This is a genomic window from Legionella santicrucis (genome assembly GCF_001468135.1).
In the GTDB taxonomy this organism is placed as follows: Bacteria; Pseudomonadota; Gammaproteobacteria; order Legionellales; family Legionellaceae; genus Legionella; species Legionella santicrucis.
This window is the reverse complement of record NZ_LNYU01000091.1, coordinates 298,966-322,486: the sequence shown is the minus strand read 5'-3', so window position 1 is coordinate 322,486 and position 23,521 is coordinate 298,966. Positions and strand designations below refer to the sequence as shown.

Genomic DNA, 23,521 nt, shown 5'->3' with positions numbered 1-23,521 from the left:
TAAATTGCTTCTTATGTGGATCGCTAAAGAAGATAAAATTATGCTTATTTGATGGACAAACTCAATAAAAATGAAGTTATTTTGATGTTAGATGATGTATCGAGCGACAATTAGAAAAACATTACTTCTAGTGAATGCAGTTGAACCTTCACACCTCTCTAAAAACACCGTTTAATTCTACGTCCCTGACGTTCTGCAGCTTGTACACAGAATTCGGGAGCACTGCATAAAACACTAGAGATACTTCATCTTGCAACATCGCTTTTGGTAAAACCGCCACTTTCATAGGAAGTGGCGTGAGTCTACTAAATCAAGCATTGCTAATTAAAGTTAATTTTAACTGACGTCCACAAACCCATGCTTTGGTTAAACCACTCATGATTTCTTTAGGCATACCTTTGGGTAAGCGTACAATAGAATGATCATCAAGGATTTTAAGACCAGTAATATGTTTACTTTGTAAACCTGCTTCATTAGCAATAGCACCAACAATATTCCCTGGTTTTACTCCGTGAACTTTACCCACATCAAGACGGAACAAATCTTGTCCTATGTCGCCAGATTTTTTACGGTTTTCTTTGGAATTTTTCTTATCCGAAGCAAAACTTTTTCTTTCGTCGAAACGAGAAAATGGACGTTCGAATTTACCATTGCGTTCGGAACGGCTTTCTTTTATTACACGTGACTCTTTAGGTAAGGCTTGTTCTTTTTGCCATGGCATATCTTTATGCAATAATAAGGCAAGTGCAGCAGCAACATCGACTGCGGAAGCATTATTTTCTTTGATGTATTCTTCAATAATTCGTTTATATGAAATTAAGTGTTCATGTTCTAAGCGCGCAGTAATATTCGCCATGAAACGTTGTTGACGTGTCACATGGATCATATGGTCTGTGGGTACAGCTACTTTAGTAATACGCTGACGGGTATGTCGCTCGATACTTGTAATGAGTCGACCTTCCTTAGGTGTTACAAAGAGTACAGCAACCCCAGAGCGCCCAGCTCTTCCTGTCCTTCCAATACGATGAACATAAGTTTCATTATCATGGGGTAAGTCATAATTAATCACGTGAGTGACGCGGTCTACATCTAAACCACGTGCAGCAACATCTGTAGCAACTAAGATATCAATTGCTCCTTGTTTAAATTGAGCAATAATTCGTTCACGTAACGCTTGCGTAATGTCACCATGTATGGCCATAGCGCGCAGTCCTTGTTGCTGCAATATTTCGGCTACTTCTTCGGTACTACTTTTAGTTCGTACAAATACAATAACGCCTTGATACTCCTCTACAGCCAATATCCGTAATAATGTATCAGGCTTTTGATGTCCTGATGCAAATAAGAAGCGTTGTTCAATACTTTTGACAGTGGCAGTTTCTGCTCGTATTTCAATCGATACTGGATTATGTAAATAAGTATTAGCAATTTGTCGTATACGATAAGGCATAGTTGCAGAAAATAAACCTATTTGTTTTTTTTCGGGTAATTTAGACATGATGGTTTCAATATCTTCAATAAATCCCATACGCAACATTTCATCTGCTTCATCAAGAATAAAAGTACGTAAATTATCTAAAAGCAAAGTTCCTTTATCGAGATGATCTAAAATACGTCCTGGAGTCCCAACTACTATTTGAGCTCCGGCTCGTAATTGCTTCAATTGACGACCATATTCTTGGCCACCACATAAAACTGCAACTGTGATGCTGCGTTGATTAGCACTTAATAATTCGAACTGCTCTGCAACTTGAATCGCTAATTCACGTGTAGGTGCTAAAATTAAAGCTTGAGTGCCATGCACAGACGAGGATAAATTTTGCAAAATTGGTAATGCAAATGCAGCAGTTTTACCTGTTCCTGTTTGCGCTAGAGCAATCGCATCCCGCCCTTCTAACAGTAAAGGAATGGTTTGTGCTTGAATTGGTGAAGGAGTAGTAAACTTCATATCCTCTAATGCGCTATTTAAGGCATCAGAAAAATTAAAGGCAGCGAAGCTGGTGATTTCTTGAGACATAAAAATCCTGATTGAGTAAAACGTAGCCTAAAAAGGCAAGGTGATATAAAATTTGAACATTATAATAACAAAATAAACAGGAAAAAGCACTATATTTTTAGCTAATGACGTTATCTGGGCAACAATGTAGCGACATTTAGAGAAAGATTTTTTATGAAATTCTCAGATTTTTGTTATCCAGAGTTAAAACATTCACTTCAAACAAGAGGTGTTTACAATTCGTCCGGACAGTGCCAGCAGAAGAATTGTAAACACCTAGATTTTCATAATAATGTTGTTTTATAGTTACTAAGATTGCCCTAATGCTGCAGAGACATGGGCCATTTCATTTTTAGCTGCAGTGTTTTTCTGACATGGATAGTTTTTGCTTGCCCCTAGCCATGCTACCTGTGATACGGTCATCGAGTCTTTATCACTTTGTTGACTTGACATTTCTTTATAAGTTTGCTGCAGTAGTTGACACAGTGTGGTTGCATTAAGCTGCACGTTTGTAGGGAGACAAAAAATAGGATTACCTTGGTTTTTAGCAATTTCATTTGCTTGAAGCATTGTTTCTGCAATGCTTTCACAGGTTATGGTCAGAACATGTCGTGCTGAACGAGCCCAAGCTTGAGCTTTTGGATCCGCTTTAATTTCCATCTGTGGAATATTATCGGCTACATTCATGTAATTTTTTATGGTATCTGCATGGAGGCAGTGACAAAGAAATATAAGACTGATGAGTAATATACGCATAATAAATCCTTAAATTTAAATGCCATGGGGTTTAATTAATCCTAGTTTAAAAGCAATTAATAAAAATATAAATAAACTAATAGAAATACTTATTCTAATGGTCAATGCTCTGACTGTGCGTTTAGAGTTTCCAGAATCACGAATGAGGAAAATAAGTCCACTTGCTAATGAACCAGCGATAATAATCATGGCCAAGATGATGATAATTTTAGTGATCATTTGTTATACTCCTGAAAATTGCCGTCAGATTATGGCCAACATTTAAACAATTGATGAACCATGCCTAGTTTAACCTGTTTTAAATTTCGTTTCACCCCAAGCTGGCTGATGCTTATTCTCGCCATTTTATTTTTTTCGTTGTTTGTTCGTCTTGGCTTTTGGCAAATTCAACGTGCAGATGAAAAAAGAAAAATGATTGTGGCACAAAAAACACAAGAACTGCAAAAACCTCTTTTTTGGACTAAAAGTCAAAAACAACCCTTACAATACGAGCGTATTATACTTAAAGGGAATTATTTGCCGCAGATATTTTTATTAGATAATCAACATTATCAACACCAATTTGGTTATAATGTATTGTCGCCTTTAGAACTTCCAGATGGTTCAATCATTATGATTGATAGAGGCTGGGTTCCTGGGGAATTAAGCCGCCAAGTTTTTCCTAACATTATAATTCCTAATGAATTTGTGACATTACAGGGCTCTGTATATTTTCCAAGTAAAAATCAATGGATTTTAGGACCTTCTTTAGAAAAGAAGGGAAATAAAGTGGTTATCCTTGAACGTTTGGATACACAATTGATAAGCCAAGTTTTGCAAAAAGCGGTCTCTCCGTTTATTATTCGCCTCGACAAACAAGATGCAAATGGATTTGTGCGTGAATGGGCGACTGTATCTATGCCTCCACAGCGGCATTTAGCCTATGCTTTGCAGTGGTTTGTTATGGCGTTGGTTGTCCTGATTATATTTGTAGCATTAAATCTGAAGAAAAAAAATGAAAAAACAAATTTCTAAGTATTATGTTTTATTATTGCTCGTTCTCATATTTGCAACTCCCGGAATAGCCGCTTTGATGTTTTATAAACATCCTTCCTGGCTAGGCACTGCAAAAATTAATAAAGGAACTTTACTGAGTCCGCCTGTAGCATTGAATTCTTTCAAAGACACAGCAAAGTGGAGTATCATTTTTTGGAATCCAAGTGTTTGTGATAAAACATGCATGCAACAACTAGAGGTTTTAGCTAAGATACGTTTGGCTTTGGGGCGTAAATTATATCAGGTTGATCAGTGGTTGATTCTTAGTAATAAATCCCCTGTCTTGTCTCAGGAACAACAATCTTTGTTAAGAGAAATAGATTTTAAGGTGACGAAATTACCCGCAGCCGAAATTCATGCCAAAGGAGCATTATTTTCCAAGGCAAAGATTTTTTTAGCAGATCCCAATAATTATTTGATTCTCAGTTATTCACCACAGGCTAATCCTGATGATGTATATAAGGATTTAAAGTTGTTGCTCAATACAACGGAAAATAAAGGTGATAAATCTAATGCAAAATAAACTATTACGCTACGTAGTAACCTGCGCCGTACTTTTATCTTTATGTGTAGTAATGTTAGGTGCTTATACCCGACTCACGGATGCAGGTTTAGGTTGCCCAGATTGGCCAGGTTGCTACGGACAGATGGTTCTTTCCAGTGCTAAGGAAAAATTGCAGGCTGCGCAAACCCAATACCCACAAATTCCTATTGAGACTAGAAAAGCATGGACTGAAATGGCTCATCGTTATGTTGCGGGTACATTAGCGTTATTGATTTTTTTTATTGGTTTTTATGTTTTACGTAAACGTTCTAAAGGTAGTCATTTACCTTGGCACTTGCCTGTTGCTTTATTAATTTTAGTTATTTTTCAAGCTGTTTTGGGCATGTGGACTGTAACTTTAAAACTCTTACCCGTTGTAGTTATGGGGCATCTTTTGGGGGGGATGTTAATCGTTGCTTGCTTATGTAGATTTCGCCTTCAAATCAGCACATTAAGTGGTCAAGATTTACCGCAATGGCGTCCTTGGATACGTTTAGGAGTCATCATCGTTTTGATACAAATTGCTTTAGGTGGTTGGGTTAGTGCTAATTATGCAGGAATTTCATGTATTGGTTTTCCAACATGTAATGGGGCTTGGTGGCCTGATTTGCATTTTGCACAGGGATTTAATTTATTTTCTCCAGTAGGGGCGAATTATCAAGGTGGATTACTTGAACATGATGTGCGAGCGACCATCCAATTTATTCACCGCTTAGGTGCAATGATAACTGCTGTTTATGTGATGATACTTTCCTTTTTTATTCTATTGAAAAGTCGCTTTGATTATCTTAAAACAGCAGCTGTAGTCATGTTTTTATTGGTATTAATCCAGTTTACTTTAGGAATTCTCAATGTGATTTATTTACTTCCAATTACGGTAGCCGTAGCTCATAATGGAATTGCGGCTTTATTGTTAGCAGTGGTATTTAGCACATTGCACTTTACACGTAAGGGGCAAAATGATGCGTGTTGATCATACAGTGCAACCTACATCGGTAGTTTGGCGTAATTATATTGAGCTATGTAAGCCTAGAGTTGTATTATTGATGCTCTTGACCGTAGTGGTTGGTATGTATCTTGCCACACCAGGATGGGTAAATTTATTTCTGTTGAGCGCTTCTTTGCTAGGCATCGGGCTATGTGCGGGCAGTGCTGCGGCAATTAATCATCTTGTTGATAAACGAATCGATGCCATTATGGCCAGAACAAAAAAAAGGCCTGTAGCAAGTGGCCAGGTTTCAGTGCGTCAGGCTGTATGGTTTGCTTTAATTATGGGGACAATTGGGTTAACTGTTTTAGTGGTTTTTGTAAATGGATTAACTGCATTACTCACTTTTATTACTTTGATTGGATATGCTGGTATTTATACGGGCTATTTAAAGCGGGCAACGCCACAAAACATAGTGATAGGTGGATTAGCTGGTGCCGCTCCGCCATTATTAGGTTGGACTTCCGTGACAAATCAATTGGATCCACAAGCGTTGTTATTGGTGTTAATTATCTTTATTTGGACACCGCCTCATTTCTGGGCTTTAGCAATTTATCGTTATGAAGAGTATCAACATGCGCAAATTCCTATGCTGCCTGTAACTCATGGTATCCAATTTACTAAATTGAATATTTATTTATATACCATTTTATTAGTGGTAGTGAGCGTGTTACCTTTTGTTATTGGGATGAGTGGCTTATTTTATCTGATAGGTGCTTTAGTCCTTGGTGCGCGTTTTTTATTCTGGGCGTACCAATTATATCATACGGATAAGCCAGTTATTGCGATGCAAACATTTAGATTTTCAATAGTTTATTTGATGTTGCTGTTTGTCTTTTTATTGATTGATCATTACTTATAAGAAATGTGTATGAAATAAGTTTTATTATAGGATGTTGAATTTTTATTAGCGACTTATTTCATTTTATGTTCCTTTAAGGGGGAAAAATGAGTTTAAAAATTAAGGGTGTTACTTTTACTGTAGTTATTTTGTTGGCTCTTGCAGGGTTATTTTCGGGTATATTTGTAGGACAACATATTCATTTTAAAAAGAAAATTGATATTAGTAAATTCAATGGTACTTATCTTGAGCACCCCAGACCAGTCAATAAATTCAGTCTGACAGGAATTGATAACAATACTTTTGACAATAATAGCTTACAAGGTAAATGGACTTTAATATTTTTTGGTTTCACTAATTGTGGCTATGTTTGCCCAACAACTATGGCTGAGTTAGCTAAGATGTATCGTATCCTTGATGAAAAAGGCGTCAAGAATTTACCAAGGGTAGTTATGATATCGATTGATCCAGAACGTGATAATCAACAGAAATTAGGCAATTACGTGACCTCTTTTCATCCTAATTTTTATGGTGCACGAGGTGATGAAGAATCGATTAAATCGATGACTCGAGAAATGGGTATTGCTTATACAAAAGTGATTGAAGCGAACAATGATTCTAAAAATTATGATATGCAGCATAGCGGGGCATTGATGCTATTTAACCCTCAAGGCGAACTTAATGCATTTTTTACCACACCACATCATGCTGATCTTTTAGCAAGAGATTATCAATTATTGGTATCTTAATTAAGAATTTTTAAATGTAAATTTTTAATTAAATTCCGATGTGATTTTAGATTTTTTAGACTAGGCTTTATTTATATGAATCTTTTATAAAACAAGGTTTTTGACTTATTAAGAACTTTTAAAATAAAAAGAATAAGAAATAGTTAAGGAATGCGTGTTTCATGAAAATTGCGATATTGGCTACGAACCCACATTTGTATTCTCACAAGCGTCTTAAAGCTGAGGGTGAAGCTGCTGGCCATGAGATAAAATTTATAAACCCGTTATATTGTTATATGAACGTTGCTGCTTCCTGTCCGAAAGTTCATTACAGAGGTGGGGAACCTTTACCTCATTTTGATGCTGTAATTCCAAGAATTGGTGCCTCCAATACTTATTATGGTACGGCAGTGTTGCGCCATATGGAAACCATGGGCATGTATACTTTAAATGAGTCAATTGCCATTTCACGTTCTCGAGATAAACTTCGTTCACTCCAATTATTGGCTCGTAAGGGAATTCCTATGCCACTAACTAGCTTTGCGCAGTCTCCTGATGATACCGAAGATTTAGTTCGAATGGTTGGCGGAGCACCTTTAGTAATCAAATTGTTAGAGGGAACTCAAGGGAAAGGAGTAATTTTAGCGGACAGCCATCAATCCGCAGTGAGTATTATTAATGCTTTTAAAGAAATGCGTGCCAATATTTTAGTGCAAGAATTTATTGAAGAGTCGCGTGGAGTTGATATTCGTTGTTTTGTTGTTGGCGAGAAGGTTGTTGCGGCTGTAAAGCGACAAGCAAAGGAGGGTGAGTTTCGAGCAAATGTGCATCAAGGAGGTACTGCGGTTAAAGTAAAATTATCCCCACAAGAAAGAACTATTGCTATTAGCGCTGCAAAAACTATGGGATTAAAGGTGGCGGGTGTTGATTTAATTCGTTCTAATCATGGTCCTTTAGTTTTAGAAATTAATTCATCACCAGGTCTTGAAGGTGTCGAAAAGGCTACGGGAATTAATATTGCTGGGAAAATTATTGAGTATGTCAAAAAACACGCAAAACCAATCAGTGCAAACGATCGATTCCATGGTTAAGTAAAATCACAAGCGTAATCTTATCTAACTTGAGCTAGTTCATCATGAAATGTATTGATTAAACTGGCTCAATCACCATTATTCCTATGATTTGCATTAATAATAAAATTCTGTTCAATTTGTATTATCAAATTATTTGATATCCAATATAAATACAATCAATTTGATTTTAGATCTCATTGTATGTAAATTCTACATACTGATTCTTAAAGAATCCAATAAATCATTCAAACAATAAGCAAGCTTATTGCTGATACGCTGGGGTCTAATATGAAAGATGAGACAATAATAAAGGATGAAGCAAGAAATTATTTAGTGGAACTATATGCAATATTCAAAAATTCACCTCTAAGAACAGAGAACTTTCAGCAACAGTTTAAAGCAGTTACTGCTCTGAGGGATGAATACAAACTCACACAAGATCCTAAGTTTATTGAAGCAGGATACCCTATAGCTAAAGAATTTCAATTAGCGCTAATTGACTTAATGATCGACGACTGTAGCATGATGGTGGAAGGTGAAGAGAAAGACAAGCAAGCTGTAAAGAATATGAAAGTTAAGGAAAACTCGTTTTTAAAAAATATCTTTGATAAAGTTGAAGAATCAGTAGCTATTTTTTCCAAAAGTATTAATAACTCCTCTTCAGAATCAAGTTTTAAAGAAAATGTTATGACATTTAATGCAGAACTTGCAAAAGAAAGAAAAATACTTGAAGAAAAGGAACCTAACCAAGCAATTGAATTAGCTAAATTTAAGAATTATATTGATAGGTATAAAGAAATATTAGAAAAAAAACTGGGTAATTTTCCTATTCCAAAAGCACCAATTTCTGTTCCAGATCCTTCTCAACTTGTAAAAGTTCCAACATCTACTCCAAGTAAACACAAAAGAAAAATAGTACCAAAAATAGAAGTGATAGATGGGGAATCAATATACTCTGAGCTAAAAACACAAGCCGAGAATTTAGCTCTTGAAATCGATACCTATCATAGCAAAATTAAGGACAAATTAGTTGCGTATAATGCAAGCATCACTGATTTAGAGAAGCAATTCAAAGAAGATCCTCTGATGATAAAAGAGCAAATTATTTTGCCTATAGGTATGGAGCAAGCTGAACTACTCAATTTAGTAAATTTAAGGAAAGAAACGATTGAAGAAACAGCATTTCTACTAAATGCCAGATCTCAGCCAAAAAATGCGCCTCATGATAAGGAGGCTAAGAGGAAATATGATGAACGTTGTAGTGAACTTGAAGAAAAATACGTCAGAGAATATAAATCGCTGACTAACGCTAAGTTGTATGAACTATTAATAGTACAACGAACAAAATATCTCTCCCAGCTAAAAAATCTGGATCATAAAATTGAAATAGTTCCACTTAAATTGAAGTTAGCTGATTTGTCGGAGCAATGTGTTGTTCAGGTAGAGGCAATTAACATTCTGAGTGACCTGTTTAAAGATAAAATGAATGCTCTGGTAAATGATGAACCTCAGATAAAGGAATTGTTGAGCCAATATGATTCGTTATTAAAACAAAAAGATGTGATTTTTGGTGAAATGGAGCAAATGAAAGCAAAATTAAATCATCAAGATGCTCTTTTTGAGTCCAAAGATACTTCAGAAATACTTCGAATTAGTCAGTGGATTGAACGTACTCAAGAAGTAAATGCTTTAGATCAAATAATCAAGACATTAACTTCATTGTTTACTAATGAATTTGCGCCTGCTATGGAAAAAGCAAAAAAAGATAGAGAGGCGTATTCTTCTTTAGCAGTGCTTTCGATCAAAGAAAAGATTAATCTACTTAAGACTTTGGAAGAGAAATGCCAAGAGCCAGTATTGAATAAATATGTGGTCATTGATAAGGACAGGATAACCACATCATTAATCAATGCTGATAAGGTAATCGAGAAATTACCAAAATTAACTCGGGAAGAGATGGAAACAAATGTATTAAATATTTTGCAAGAACTTGACGAACTTATAACACCATTAACTAAGCAAATAGACAAGATAGACTTTCTTCGGGCAGAGGTAAGTAATTTGCGATCCCAACTAGCCACATTAGCGGAACAACGTCAAGTTCCAAATGATCCTCTTGTCGAAATATACAATAATAACTGCGATGATCTTGATAAGATTAATAATTTAGTAATTGATCAAGAGCGGAACTATAATATTGATAATTTAAAATCGATTTCTCAATGTATTTTCAAAGTTAAAAATGAGCAAGAACGTTTACGGCAGAATTATATTCGAAGAAGTAGGACAGCTGAGATCCAATATCTTAATTATTTAATAGAGGCAGTGCGAAGTATTCAATCGAATGATAAGCAACCCGAATGGCCCACATTGTTGGTTAATGAATTAAATGACACTAAATCGCGTTATTTAACATCTAAAATTGATCTAAATGAGTTTAAAGATGAATCTGCAAAGGCATTATCAACTCATATTACTGAAAAAAATATAACAGCGTTGACAAGCAATAATGAAAATAAAACCTCAGTTGGGAATTTCTTTCGCGCCGCGGTAGAATTCATTATTGCAATTTGGCACTCGATAACACAACAAGAAAAACCTCTTTATAGACCGAAGTTTTTTGCTTCAAATGGAGAGAAAGAATTCGCATGCAAGATACAAGGTACTTATCAACTTTTAATGAATCTGCAACAGGAGCAAGAAGAACAGTTCTCAATTCAACCGCAACACTTAATTAGCGCTCAAGCATAGTGTTCATTCTATATAGGGAGATGAGTTAGTGGCATAACACGCCAGTGGCCTCCTCCCTCATTTGTAGATTAATGAGAAGATTCATCACTTCTGCCTACTAACCAATCAGCACTTACCTCAAATTCTTGGGCTAGTGCATTGAGTAAGTCCTCATCAGGATTGGTTGCTCCATTAAGTAAAGCTTCTGCTTTAAATTTAGGAATTTTCACTAATTTTGACAATACCTCAATTCGCTCTGTACTTGATTCTGGTACACCAATATTATCTAGCTCTTTATTCAGTCTTTCTGAAAATCTCTTATTAAGCATCAGATTCTCCTAATAATAATTTAGGGTTTAGGTAAATTTAATTGTTTACATCTCTGCATCATTTACGCCTAACCATGAGATAGCAATCGGAAGTAAGTAATTACCTTAATATTTCATATAGCATAAAAATCAATTTTTGCAATAGAGTCTGTTGACAATTAGTTTTCATATGTCTGTGCATGGAGATGTACGCATCCATTGTTGCAAGAATTTAATTACATTCACTACTTTTGTATCTCGCCTACAAAGAAAAAACGTAAAAGAGCAGGCTAACTTGTCAACAAAACCTAGTGCTTTAACGATTCAGTTCTTAAAAATTAACAATATAACTATAAGCTTTTTTAGGGATAATCAGGATTTAAGTTGATCTGTACTATCTTTCAATTTAGTATTTAACCCTCAAAATATGATCGAGGGTAGGATAAAACATGATCGAAGAAGTCGCTGCGAAGTATCCTTGTGATTTAATTCTTTTGGGTGCCTTAGGAGACTTGTCTTGCCGGAAATTGATCCCTGCATTATATCAACTTGAAAGTGCCAACTTACTCCATCCTAATACTCGCATCATTAGCTGTGCTCGTGAAACATTAACACTCACAGAATATCTTGGGTTCGTAAAGACAAAGACTCAAACTTTTATGGGTAAAAATCTAGATGAAAAGGTTTGGTCGCGTTTTGTTGAAAAAATGGTTTACTGCCAACTTGATTTAACACGTCTTGAAGATTATGCAAGATTAGTTGATCTTGTTCTTCCTGAAGAGCGAATAACAATTTCCTATTTGGCGATTCCCCCCTCTTTGTATGCCCAAGCATGCCAAGGACTTTCAAGTATTGGTTTAACCAGACAACCGTCGCGTATTGTCTTGGAAAAACCAATTGGCCATAATTTACCGTCATCCATTGCAATTAATAATGAAGTTGCTCATTTCTTTGCTGAAAACCAAATTTATCGAATTGATCATTATTTGGGTAAAGAAACAGTATTAAATCTTTTGGTACTTCGCTTTGCTAATGCTATTTTTTCTTCAAATTGGGATAACCAGTCTATTGATAAAGTAGAAATTACTGTTGCAGAAGAAGTAGGAGTGGAGGGGCGTTGGGGGTACTATGATAAATCAGGCCAAGTAAGAGATATGCTGCAAAATCATTTATTACAAATACTTTCTCTTTTGGCAATGGAACCTCCAATGAGCTTATCAGCAGAATGTATTCGTAGTGAAAAACTCAAAGTATTAAAATCATTACGTTCTATTAGTGATCTTCAAGTACATGAACATACGATACGTGCCCAATATGTAGGAAATGTGATTAATGGTCAGAATATATTGGGTTATTTGGATGAAGAAGGAGCATATCGAGGCTCCACTACAGAAACATTTGTCGCAATTAAAGCCTATATCGATAATTGGCGCTGGTCTGGGGTTCCTTTTTATTTGCTGACAGGTAAACGATTATCCAAAAAACAAAGTGAGGTAGTTATTTACTTTAAGCCACAACCCTACAATGTTTTTAAACAATTAAAACAAAATTTATCTCCTAATCAGCTTATTATACGGTTGCAACCCGATGAAGGTGTAGAGTTGCGCATGATGAATAAAATTCCAGGTTTGAGTGATTGCATGCAATTGCGCGACAGTAAGTTGAATTTAAATTTTAACCATTTGTCTAACTCTCAAAGAATTGCAGATGCTTATGAGCGATTATTACTTGAGGTTATGTTGGGTAATCAATACTTATTTGTTAGCCGCGAAGAAGTAGAGCAAGCTTGGAAATGGATCGACGATATTAAACTAGCTTGGGAAAAACAAGATACGCCACTTTATACTTATCCTTCTGGAACGTGGGGCCCCTTGGAAGTAATTCGTTTATACAACGGCAAAGCACATGTGTGGGGTGAGCAAAATGCAGTTACATAGTTTTAGTGAGGCACATTTATTAACCGAAGATTTGGCGGAACAATTAAAGTATATTCTTTGTAATGCGATTGCCAAACGCGGTCATGCCTATATGGTGGTTTCGGGAGGAAAAACACCTATTGATTTATTCAAAACTCTAGCAAAAATTGATCTTCCTTGGAGTAAAGTAACTCTAACTTTAGCTGATGAGCGTTGTGTTCCACCAGATAACGCGGATCGAAATGAACGCTTGGTTCGACATTATTTGTTGCAACATGAAGCAGCGACAGCCCATTTTTTAAGCTTGTATCATGAAGGATATTCTGTAGAAGAAACAGCAAATATGATTGCCTCTTTACCTACTTTTGATGCAGTAGTTTTAGGTATGGGTGAAGATGGACATACAGCGTCCTTGTTTCCTTGTGCTCACGAGCTTTCTTTGGGACTAGATGATAATGCTGCTGCAGTATTGCAAATTACTCCTAAAAATGCGTCACATCAACGAGTGAGTTTATCGAAACGAAGATTATTAAATAGTCGCGTGATTTTTTTTCATTTAGTTGGCCATAAAAAACTGGCAGTATTGCATCAAGCAATGGCGCAACATGATCCTACAGTTATGCCTGTTAGTGCTTTTTTAAATAATCTTGATGCGAATGTTCAGGTGATGTATGCACCTTAAGGAAAGAGAATGCATCCTGTTGTAGCTGAAGTTACAGAGCGTATTCGCAAACGAAGTTTGCGCAGTAGGGCTTCTTATTTAAACAGTATGGAGCAAGCACGAAGTAAAGGACCTCAACGTGGTTTACTTCATTGTGGAAATTTAGCACATGGTTTTGCGGCTTGTCCGAAACAGGAGAAGACAAACCTAAGTGGCATGACTAAAGCGAATATCGCCATTGTTTCTGCATATAACGATATGCTTTCTGCTCATCAGCCTTATCTCATTTACCCCTCTTTAATTAAAGAGGCTGTTTCTGCTGCGGGGGGTGTAGCTCAATTTGCAGCAGGTGTGCCAGCAATGTGCGATGGAATTACTCAAGGTCAGCCAGGAATGGAGTTGAGTTTATTAAGTCGTGACGTGATTGCTATGTCTGCATCAATTGGTTTATCCCATAATATGTTTGATGGCGGTTTAATGTTAGGGATCTGCGATAAAATTGTCCCTGGTTTATTAATGGCCGCTTTAAGTTTTGGACATTTACCTTTTATTTTTATTCCAGCGGGCCCTATGTCTTCAGGAATATCAAATCAGAAAAAAGCACATATTCGACAGTTATATGCTGAAGGAAAAGTTGATAAAAGTGCTTTACTTGAAGTTGAGGCTGCTTCCTATCATTCTCCAGGTACTTGTACTTTTTATGGCACGGCTAATTCCAACCAATTAATTATAGAGGTTATGGGATTGCAACTTCCAGGATCATCATTTATCCACCCAGGCACATTGTTACGTGACGCATTAACTAAATTTGCAGCACAACAGGTTTTGTCTTTAACTGATTTAAGCAAACATTATATGCCTATAGGCCAGATGATGGATGTAAAAAATATTGTTAATGGCATTGTAGCTTTGCTGGCTTCCGGTGGTTCCACAAATCACACCATGCATCTCATAGCCATTGCTTCTATGGCGGGTTATTTAGTGAATTGGGATGATTTTGCTGAGTTATCCGCGGTGATTCCTTTGATTGCCAAGATTTATCCCAATGGTTATGCTGATATCAATCATTTTCAGCAGGCTGGTGGTATGGCGTATTTTATCCATACTCTTTTAGAGGCCCAGCTATTACATGAAGATGTTCATACGGTTATAGGCTACGGTCTACAACAATATACCAAACAACCTTTATTGGATAATGAACAATTGGTATGGGTGCCAGGTCCTTCAATTTCAAAGGATGAACAAATACTCACTTCCGCAAAAATTCCTTTTAAGACCCACGGGGGATTGCAAGTATTAAGTGGAAATATAGGTCGTGCAATTATTAAAACTTCAGGCCTTGCTGTTGAGCGAACTAGGATTAAAGCCCCAGCAGTAGTTTGTTCGAGCCAGGAAGAATTTAATCAACTTTTCGAAAAAGGAGCATTAGAACAAGATTGTATTGTTGTGGTACGTTACCAAGGGCCGAAGGCATGTGGTATGCCGGAGTTACATCAGTTAACACCCAAACTTGGGGTACTAATGGATAAAGGATATCAAGTTGCATTGGTGACTGATGGACGTATGTCAGGCGCATCCGGTAAAGTTCCTGCAGCAATTCATGTTACTCCTGAGGCTATAGACAATGAAGTTCTTTCCCGGATTGAAACTGGGGATATCATTGTGATTGATGCAGAAGAAGGTATATTGCAATTATTGATTACTGAAGAAGAGCTGAGGCGAAGAAATAAAGTGCTACACAATGATTATGGACTTTATCAGGGTAGTGGTCGTGAACTATTTGCTAGTTTAAGATCCCAATTTTCAGGAGCTGAGCAAGGAGCTTGTAGTTTGTTTCGAGGGAAAGAGTCTTGTTATGAGTTTTGAGTCTTTACAGTCATATGCTATTGTTGCGGATATAGGTGGAACTTTTGCACGTTTTGCTTGTGTCCATTTAGAAAACTTAACTATAGAAAACGTTGAAATTTATACATGCGCTACGTTTAACAGCCTAGAATCCGTATTATTAACTTATCAAGAGCAATATAAGTTACAAGAGATAAAGCAGGTAGTTATTGCTATTGCTTGTCCGGTATTTGACGATATGATCTGTATGACTAATACCCCATGGCGGTTCTCTATTAATGCATTAAAACAAAAATTGAACCTAAATGAGCTTAGAGTTTTAAATGATTTTAATGCTATAGCAATGAGTTTACCTGTTTTATCTGATCAGCAAGTTTTTCAAATAGGAAGAGGGGATGCGGACAAAGACGGAGTAAAAGTAGTTGTAGGGGCAGGGACAGGATTAGGGGTGGCTTATTTAATATCTAACGAGCAAGGTTACTCTGCCCATGCTGGTGAAGGGGGGCATGTCAGTTGGGGGGCAAAAACGGATCAAGAATGGTTTATTTATCGTTATCTAAAGAAACGATATGCTCATATATCTTATGAGCGCTTATTATCTGGCCATGGCTTGGAAAATTTATATCAAGCATTAGCTGCTTTAAATCAAAAAAAGGATGCCCCCATCCCCGCAGCGCAAATTATTACTATGGCTTTAGCAAATCAATGTGCTATTGCCCAGGCTGCAGTAACACAATTTTTGGCAATTTTAGGTTCTTATGCAGGAGATTTAGCTCTAACATTTGCGGCGTTTGGCGGCATTTATATAGCGGGTGGTATCGTGCCACGTTTTATTTCACTGCTTCATCATAGTGACTTTAGAGCTCGTTTTGAAGAAAAAGGTCGCTTTAGCGAATTTAATACACAAATTCCGACCTTTATTATTACTGCTGAACAACCAGGAATATTGGGAGCTGCGGTTTATTTAAAACAATCGTTGACTAGAAGTAGAGAAGCAGAATACGGAATGACATAAATCTGGGTTTCGCTTCATTTTGACTACAGTGGACTACAAGGAGAAGTTCATGACATTTCCTAATTGGATGGTACAACCGGAAGCCGTATTTTGTACCTCACCTGTAATTCCAGTTCTTGTTATTAAAGAACTAGACCATGCAGTACCTTTGGCGACAGCATTATTTGCAGGGGGTATTCACATACTTGAAATAACATTAAGAACATCAGTAGCTTTAGATGCTGTAAAATTACTTACAAAAACCTTTCCGGAGGCTTTAATTGGTGTAGGTACCATAATGACGCCAGAACAATTAAATCAGGCAACGGATATAGGAGCGAAATTTGCATTAAGTCCGGGAAAAACCCAAGCTTTATTAGAGGCTGGTTGTGATTCCCATATACCTTTAATTCCAGGTATATCTAGTGTTTCTGAATTAATGGAAGGATTAACTTTAGGATACACGCATTTTAAATTTTTCCCTGCAGTTCCTGCCGGAGGAATCAATATGCTGCGGGCAATTCATGGACCTTTTCCTCAAGCAAAGTTTTGCCCAACAGGAGGTATTAACGAAACAAATTTTGCTGATTATTTGATGCTTCCTAACGTTTCTTGTGTAGGAGGCTCTTGGATTGTCCCTGAAGAAGCAATTAAAAAGGAAAATTGGTCACTTATTACTGACTTATGTTTTTCTGTACGTCAGAGTATAAGAGGATGGGATTAAGGATTAGGGTTCAAGGAGTTAAGTATGACATGGGTTGTTGCAGTTATTGGTTCAGTTGCTGGTTTTTTATTTGGATATGATGAGGGAATTATTGCTGGCTCTTTAGAGTTAGTCAAAAATCATTTTGACCTGTCTGCAGGACATATAGGTGTGATGGCATCTGCACTACCTTTTGGCGCTTTATTAGGATCTATGTTGATTGGTGCAATTACGGCATCAAAAGGAGTCAAATATTTTGGGCGTCGGACTTTATTGTCTCTTTCGGGAGTTTTATTCTTTTTGGGTGCATTAGGAGCAGGATTTGCTGATTCTATCACAGTACTTATTTTTTCTCGTTTAATTCTTGGTTTGGCAATAGGGGTCGCATCAGTGATGGCCCCTTTGTATCTCGCAGAAACAGCGACTTATGAAACAAGAGGAGCTGTAGTTGCTATTTATCAATTAGCGATGACTGTAGGAATTGTATGCTCCTATTCAGTGAATTATTTGTTCCTTGAAAATCATGATTGGCGTGCGATGTTTGCTTCAAGCGCATTCCCAGCTTTGGTTTTGAGTCTAGGCATTTTACTGATGCCAGAATCACCGAGATGGCTGTGTAGCGTAGGTCGACGTGATGCTGCGTCCAAAGCTTTAAAGAAGTTACGTAAAAGCCACTCTATTGAACATGAGTTAATTGATATTGAAGCAACTTTAGCGAATGAACCCAAAAAGGGAAGCTGGTTGTTATTATTTAGAAATCCATTATTGCCCGTATTATTGCTGGGAACGACTTTGTTTTGTTTACAACAATTGAGTGGGATTAATGTAATTATTTATTTTGCTCCCGAAATTTTTAAAAATTTGGGTTTAAATAGTACTACAGGTCAAATACTAGCGACTATCGGGATTGGTATGGTCAACTTGTTGGTGACAGTTATTGCGATACTTAGTGTGGATAAAATAGGTCGTCGTAAACTGTTGTTATTTGGTTTTTCCGGAATGTTCATTAGTCTATTGGCCTTGTGTGTGTTCTCATTAAATCAAGTTGTATGGCTTCCATATCTGGCCGTTGCGTGTTTAATTCTTTATATTTTTTCTTTTGCAGTAAGTGTAGGACCAATACCCCATATTGCTATGGCTGAAATTTTTCCTTTACATGTGCGTGGCGCTGGAATGGGTTTGTCTGCTATGAGTAACTGGGCTTTTAATACAGTGGTTATTTTTAGTTTCCCACTTTTAGAAAAGATGATGGGCATTGAGTATACTTTTGCCCTATATGCGGTGATTTGTCTTTTAGGATTAATCTATTCTTATTTTTACATGCCAGAGACAAAAAATATCAGTTTAGAGCAGATTGAAAATTATATAGTATCAGGTAAGCCATTACGTCAATTGGGACGAGAAGTAGCTGTTGATGAAATTGGCAAAACAAGATCGACTTATATTCCTTCGACCTAGACGAAGAAAAGCTGATTTTTATTCTTTTGTAGCCTGGATTACGGCTTTGTCTAATCCGGGTTTGCTAAAAAATCAAATCAGTGTAGCAACTGTCTTGAAATAAAATTCAAAACGGTTGCTACGCTTGCTGTGATGTGCAAATTAGCTCATATCCTCGTTGTTTTAAAAATGAACTGCCTTTTAATGAAAATTTATCTTGCATTTAAGGACAGTATCTATGAGTACTATTCTTTTGTAGCCCGGATTAGGTAAAGTTGTAATTTGGGGTGTGGCTAAAATACAGACTACAAGTTTATCCATACAACACCAACCCTTACGAGAGATGATGAATTTGCTCCATATAGACTGTGTTTCCAGCTAGAACATTTGGAGAACGATGAATACATAGGGAATGCATCCACAGATGCTTTAACTTAAATCTCCACCTTGCTGTACGTGGTGGAGAGATAGGTTGAGGAGTTTATTGAATTAAACTCCAAGTTTATTGATTAATTTATCTCTATAATCGAGAGCGTGTAAAACAGCTACATAACTCCAGGTAAGTGATGATGCTCCTTGTTGAACCCCGGTATTTAAGTTAATTTGTTCACTTAACTCCATATCTGGTGCATATTTTTTTATGAGTTTTAAGTAATTATCACCTGCTTGAATGTATTCTATTATTTGAGATTGATTTTCTTCTATCATCGATAAGTTATTAGCGAGGGTATAATAATATTCAGCCATTGTTGCCGTTAAAATAAACCAGGGATTCCCTACACTGTTTGTTTGATATCCGTCATAAGTATCTCCAGGATAACGGCCAAATAAAATAGCACTGGGATGATTATTGTTAATGGGAAACATTAAATTGAATTGTTCATGTAAGGCTTGAACTGTATTTTGAACATAGAGGCTGTTAGGTGAGAAGGCCCCATTTTTTTGTGGGTTAAATAAAACGCCAAGAATTACCGCAGAGTCAAGTTCTAATGTTTTTTGAGGGCCTGGATGAGGTAAAAGCGTTGCTTGAATGATTTGATGATTCTTATTTAAGTGTTGACTAAGACGAGAATTTATTTGTTGTGCTTGGTATTCATAATAGACTGCAGCACCATTATCATTGAGGTGTCGAGCAAGAGTTGCTCCTTCAAGAAGCGCTTTTTGTTGTGCCATCGCCGTAAAAAAATGATTTCCATAGACTTCTTCCCAAAGATCATAATTGGGATCTGACCAATGATGTGCTATGTATTCTAAATCCATTTTAATCGCACCCATGGTATGGGGATCCATAGTGTTATTATATAAACGGGTTTTAACATATTCTGCTTCATGATTGTCTAGTAACTGTTGCGCAAAATGAATCAATACTGAGGCTCTTAAAGCGGGACCATCATTTTGAGGTCTTCCCCATTGTTCATTAAAAGGGTAACCATTAATATAAAATTTAGGCTCTCCTAATATATCGTATCCAGGATTTGGATTATTTTGATGTTGAAGTATTTGCGTCCAATCTACATAATGAAATAAACGCTCTTTATACCCGTATGCATGAGTTGACTCGTACCATGTTTCAATTAAATTCATGGCAATTGCAGAATCTCTTACCCAATCGTAATAATAATTAGGATTTTGTTTTGAAGGTGAGGCAACTATTGCACCGTTAGACTGAATGTTAGAGAAAAAATGTTGCTTTAACTTTTGTACTTCTTCTAGACTAAATACAGAGCTCATTGCTTGAGAAACAAAAAAAAATAACATTAAAAAACAGATCCTTTTCAACATAATCTCCTATATATAAGAAAAACTTTTTCATAGTACATTAAATTATTAAAGGAAAGTAGGCAATTTTTAAAAGAGACTTATATGCGCTTGAATAGTACAAAAAATAGCTTTCTTTGCTTGATTAGGAGTACAAGTTTTTATCAAGCTAACCTATTTAATTTCTTCATTTCTCGCAGTGAGCTTGGCAATGCTTTGCGAAATCATAAAATAAACGGTAGGAAGCACAAATAGAGTAAATAATGTACCAATGCATAAGCCGCCTATGAGTACAATACCTATGGCATGTCTTGCTTCTGATCCCGCGTCATGTGAAAGTACTAAGGGAATGGCGCCAAATACCATAGCGCCAGTGGTCATAAGAATAGGGCGCAACCTTAACGCACATGATTTTTTAATTGCATCTGCTAGGGCGAAACCTTCTTTTTGTAATTGATTGGCAAATTCTACAATCAAAATACCATGTTTACTGATTAAACCGACTAAAGTAACTAAACCAACCTGCGTGTAAATATTTAGCGATTGGCCTAGAAGGTATGCAAATAATAAAGCTCCAAAACAAGCTAGAGGTACGGTGAACAGAATAATGACTGGATAAATAAAATTCTCAAATTGCGCGGCTAAAATGGCATAAATAAAAAGTAATGATAAAGCGAATAACATGACCATCGTCTGTGATGATTCATTGTACGCTTTAGCAGCACCTGACCAACTCAGTTTATATTGGCTGGAAAGATTCTCCTTTGCTAATTTTAAAAGCTTATCCATTCCTTTTTTAAAGGACTGTTTTTCAGGTAATTGAGCATATAAAGTTGTGGAACGCATTTGATTCACATGCTCTAATGCGGTGGGTTGGGCGCGTCTTTTCATTTGAGCTACTGAACCTAATGAAATACGCTTTCCTGAAGGAGTAGTCAGATATAACTCATCTAAAGTCCAAGGTTTAGATGAACCTTCTAATAAGAGATTATAAGAGATACCATCTTTTTGAAATGATAAGGATTTATCACCACTGAAAAATACTTCTATGGTTTTAGCAACTTGGGTAGGAGTTAAATCTAATTGAGCTAAGGCATTTTTATCTATATTTATAGAATATCCCATAGAGTCTAGCCTTAAATCATAACGAGTAGAGGCAAACTCTTTATTTTGGTCCAGAGCTTTTTTAAAATGTTCTGTTGCTTCAAATAATTTCCGAAAATTTTCAGTAGTAGAGATGACTAACTCGAGTTCAGAATTATTACGAGTATCATCGACTCCAGGCAATCCTGAATCCCAGCTCCAGACTGAGGCATCTATGGAGGGTAATTGTTCTACCTTAGGTTTTAATGTATGAATAATTTGCTCAGCGGAGCGGTTTCTTTGCTGATGTGATTTTAAAGGCATTACAATACTACTGCCCCAATCACCTAAAAAAGTTAATGTATTTTGGGCTTCGGGAATTTTACCTATGGATTGCTGTACCCGTTTGGTGTTTCGCTCCATAGTATCTAAGTTATCTCCAGATATAGGAGGGGCATAGACGCCTATTAATCCCCGATCTTCTTTAGGGGCTGTTTCACCAGGCATTATTTTATAAAATAATAAGCTGGAGCTAAGTGAAAGCATCAGTATAAAAAGAATAGTTTTTTTTCGATAAATGATTATGTTGAGTAATTTGTAGTAATGCTGGGATAAATGGCTAAGAGCGCTATCGATTATTGGCCATAACTGTTTCGTATTTTTATGGAGGAATGTTGCACACATTAAGGGGGATAATGTCAATGCCACTACGCCTGAGATAAAAACACTTCCTGCTAAGGCAACTGCAAATTCAATAAACAATTGACCAAGCATGCCCTCAATAAAGCCTATAGGTGCATAAACACTAGTTAATGTGAGTGTCATTGCAATAATGGCGAAACCTATTTGTTTTGCCCCTTGCGATGCAGCATCCATTGGTGAGAAACCCTCCTCAATATGACGCCAAATATTTTCAAGAACAATAATTGCATCATCAACAACCAGTCCTACAGCTAACACCATGGCAAGGAGGGTCATTTGATTAATACTAAAACCAGCAATTTTCAGAAATAACAAAGAACCGCATAATGAAATTGGGATAGCAATCAATGGAATTATGGTAGCACGTACATTTCGTAAAAAAATGAAAATAATTGCTAAAACTAAAAAAATAGACTCCAGAATGGTAGATTGAATGTTTTTAAGGGAAGCCTGGATGAATTCGGATTGATCAATAATAATATTGACTTTTAGGTCATCAGGTAAGTTTTTTTCCAAAGCCCTCAATTCTTTACGTACACTTTGCGATACATCAATAGGATTTGCATCATTAGAGCGATTAATAGCAAGCACTAAGCCAGAATGGCCATTAACTTTAACACGAAATTGATTCTTATCCGTTGTTAATTGAACTTGAGCGAGTGATTTAAGAAAAATAGGGTGATGGTTTTGTGTCTTAATCACTAAATTTTCGTAATCTTCCGGAGTTTTCAACTCAAAATCGAGCGTAGTAGGAATTTTATTTTGATAATTCCCCGCAGGTAAAGACAAGCGATTATTAGCAATTGCCTGAGCCACTTCATCAACATTAATACCAAATGCATGCAATTTTCTTTGATCAAGCTTAACCGTATAAGTAAAAGGTTGTCCCCATACCTCCACCGATGAGACGCCTTTAAGGCTGCGAAAAACATTTTTTAAATTGAGGTTTGCATAATGAGTCAGTTCGCCAAAATTTAAAGAAGAGGATTCTAAAGCTATTCCTATAAACGGTAAGCCATCTGATTGTTTTTGACGTTCGATTACTGGTGTTTTTACAGTCGCAGGAAGTTGAGCCTGGGCTAGCCGTGCTGCCTCATGAGTGGCATTAAGTGCTTTTTCCATAGGCATTCCTGGACGAAATTTTAGCGTAATGTAAGAGTTTCCTGTGTTAGAACGAGAGGTTATTGATTCCAACCCTTCAACCCCGGCAAGTTGCTCCTCTAATGGATTGGTTACTATAGATTCAACTAATTCAGGGCTGGCATTAGGATAGTTAGTACTGATGGTAATTACTGGAAAGCTGATATTAGGATATTCTCTAAGGGGTAAAGAATGAAAGCAAAGCATTCCTAGCAGAAGAATCATGCAATTAAGAATGATTGCAATAACTGGATGTTTGAGGAAATAACTTGTAAATTTCATA

The 23,521-nt window shown here is 36.6% G+C and carries 19 protein-coding genes; 13 read left to right on the top strand and 6 right to left on the bottom strand.

Going from position 1 to position 23,521, the window contains the following annotated elements; all coding sequences use genetic code 11:
* Positions 1-310: 310 nt before the first annotated feature.
* The 3 genes from Lsan_RS19130 to Lsan_RS19120 all read right to left on the bottom strand — a co-directional run bounded on the left by Lsan_RS19130 (position 311) and on the right by Lsan_RS19120 (position 2,971).
* A complete protein-coding gene (locus tag Lsan_RS19130) occupies positions 311-2,017 on the bottom strand; it encodes a DEAD/DEAH box helicase (RefSeq protein ID WP_058515703.1) in 1,707 nt (568 codons plus the stop codon).
* Between the two features lie 288 nt (positions 2,018-2,305).
* Entirely contained in the window at positions 2,306-2,752 is a 447-nt protein-coding gene (locus tag Lsan_RS19125) for a hypothetical protein (RefSeq protein WP_058515702.1), read from the bottom strand.
* Between the two features lie 15 nt (positions 2,753-2,767).
* A complete protein-coding gene (locus Lsan_RS19120) occupies positions 2,768-2,971 on the bottom strand; it encodes a twin transmembrane helix small protein (protein WP_058465198.1) in 204 nt (67 codons plus the stop codon).
* Between the two features lie 60 nt (positions 2,972-3,031).
* On the opposite strand from Lsan_RS19120, the gene Lsan_RS19115 reads away from it, so the two are divergent.
* The 7 genes from Lsan_RS19115 to Lsan_RS19085 all read left to right on the top strand — a co-directional run bounded on the left by Lsan_RS19115 (position 3,032) and on the right by Lsan_RS19085 (position 10,712).
* Positions 3,032-3,766: an SURF1 family protein gene (locus tag Lsan_RS19115; RefSeq protein ID WP_058515701.1), complete on the top strand. Its 735-nt coding sequence runs from the start codon at positions 3,032-3,034 to the stop codon at positions 3,764-3,766.
* A complete protein-coding gene (locus Lsan_RS19110) occupies positions 3,747-4,310 on the top strand; it encodes a hypothetical protein (protein ID WP_058515700.1) in 564 nt (187 codons plus the stop codon). The genes Lsan_RS19115 and Lsan_RS19110 overlap by 20 nt, the downstream gene beginning before the upstream one ends.
* Positions 4,300-5,304: a COX15/CtaA family protein gene (locus Lsan_RS19105; protein ID WP_193392757.1), complete on the top strand. Its 1,005-nt coding sequence runs from the start codon at positions 4,300-4,302 to the stop codon at positions 5,302-5,304. The genes Lsan_RS19110 and Lsan_RS19105 overlap by 11 nt, the downstream gene beginning before the upstream one ends.
* Positions 5,294-6,181: a heme o synthase gene (gene cyoE / locus Lsan_RS19100; RefSeq protein WP_058515698.1), complete on the top strand. Its 888-nt coding sequence runs from the start codon at positions 5,294-5,296 to the stop codon at positions 6,179-6,181. The genes Lsan_RS19105 and cyoE overlap by 11 nt, the downstream gene beginning before the upstream one ends.
* 86 nt (positions 6,182-6,267) lie before the next feature.
* Positions 6,268-6,909, top strand: a complete 642-nt coding sequence (locus Lsan_RS19095; protein WP_058515697.1) for an SCO family protein — start codon at positions 6,268-6,270, stop codon at positions 6,907-6,909.
* A 161-nt stretch (positions 6,910-7,070) separates the two neighbouring features.
* Positions 7,071-7,979, top strand: coding sequence for a 30S ribosomal protein S6--L-glutamate ligase (gene rimK, locus Lsan_RS19090; RefSeq protein WP_058515696.1), 909 nt, complete (start codon positions 7,071-7,073; stop codon positions 7,977-7,979).
* Positions 7,980-8,249: 270 nt separating this feature from the next.
* On the top strand, positions 8,250-10,712 hold the full coding sequence (locus Lsan_RS19085) for a coiled-coil domain-containing protein (protein WP_058515695.1): 2,463 nt from the start codon (positions 8,250-8,252) through the stop codon (positions 10,710-10,712).
* 68 nt (positions 10,713-10,780) lie between these two features.
* Here Lsan_RS19085 and Lsan_RS19080 read toward each other — a convergent pair whose 3' ends face one another.
* Positions 10,781-11,020 (bottom strand): hypothetical protein, encoded by a 240-nt coding sequence (locus Lsan_RS19080; protein ID WP_058515694.1) that lies wholly within the window; start codon positions 11,018-11,020, stop codon positions 10,781-10,783.
* A gap of 428 nt (positions 11,021-11,448) precedes the next feature.
* Here Lsan_RS19080 and zwf point away from each other — a divergent pair, with 428 nt between their 5' ends.
* Genes zwf through Lsan_RS19050 form a run of 6 tightly spaced genes read left to right on the top strand, consistent with a single transcriptional unit; the run spans position 11,449 to position 18,576 of the window.
* Complete coding sequence (zwf, locus tag Lsan_RS19075; protein ID WP_058515693.1) at positions 11,449-12,936, top strand: glucose-6-phosphate dehydrogenase; 1,488 nt, start codon at positions 11,449-11,451, stop codon at positions 12,934-12,936.
* Positions 12,923-13,597 carry a 6-phosphogluconolactonase gene (pgl, locus tag Lsan_RS19070; RefSeq protein ID WP_058515692.1) on the top strand — a complete coding sequence of 225 codons (675 nt, stop codon included), beginning with the start codon at positions 12,923-12,925 and terminating at the stop codon, positions 13,595-13,597. The genes zwf and pgl overlap by 14 nt, the downstream gene beginning before the upstream one ends.
* A gap of 9 nt (positions 13,598-13,606) precedes the next feature.
* Complete coding sequence (gene edd / locus Lsan_RS19065; protein WP_058515691.1) at positions 13,607-15,442, top strand: phosphogluconate dehydratase; 1,836 nt, start codon at positions 13,607-13,609, stop codon at positions 15,440-15,442.
* On the top strand, positions 15,432-16,436 hold the full coding sequence (locus tag Lsan_RS19060) for a glucokinase (RefSeq protein WP_058515690.1): 1,005 nt from the start codon (positions 15,432-15,434) through the stop codon (positions 16,434-16,436). The genes edd and Lsan_RS19060 overlap by 11 nt, the downstream gene beginning before the upstream one ends.
* Before the next feature lie 49 nt (positions 16,437-16,485).
* Entirely contained in the window at positions 16,486-17,139 is a 654-nt protein-coding gene (locus Lsan_RS19055; RefSeq protein WP_058515689.1) for a bifunctional 4-hydroxy-2-oxoglutarate aldolase/2-dehydro-3-deoxy-phosphogluconate aldolase, read from the top strand.
* A 24-nt stretch (positions 17,140-17,163) separates the two neighbouring features.
* Positions 17,164-18,576: a sugar porter family MFS transporter gene (locus Lsan_RS19050; RefSeq protein WP_058515688.1), complete on the top strand. Its 1,413-nt coding sequence runs from the start codon at positions 17,164-17,166 to the stop codon at positions 18,574-18,576.
* A 468-nt stretch (positions 18,577-19,044) separates the two neighbouring features.
* On the opposite strand, the gene Lsan_RS19045 is transcribed toward Lsan_RS19050, so the two are convergent.
* Entirely contained in the window at positions 19,045-20,337 is a 1,293-nt protein-coding gene (locus tag Lsan_RS19045; protein ID WP_058515687.1) for a glycoside hydrolase family 15 protein, read from the bottom strand.
* Between the two features lie 150 nt (positions 20,338-20,487).
* On the bottom strand, positions 20,488-23,520 hold the full coding sequence (locus Lsan_RS19040; RefSeq protein WP_058516084.1) for an efflux RND transporter permease subunit: 3,033 nt from the start codon (positions 23,518-23,520) through the stop codon (positions 20,488-20,490).
* Position 23,521 lies beyond the last annotated feature (1 nt).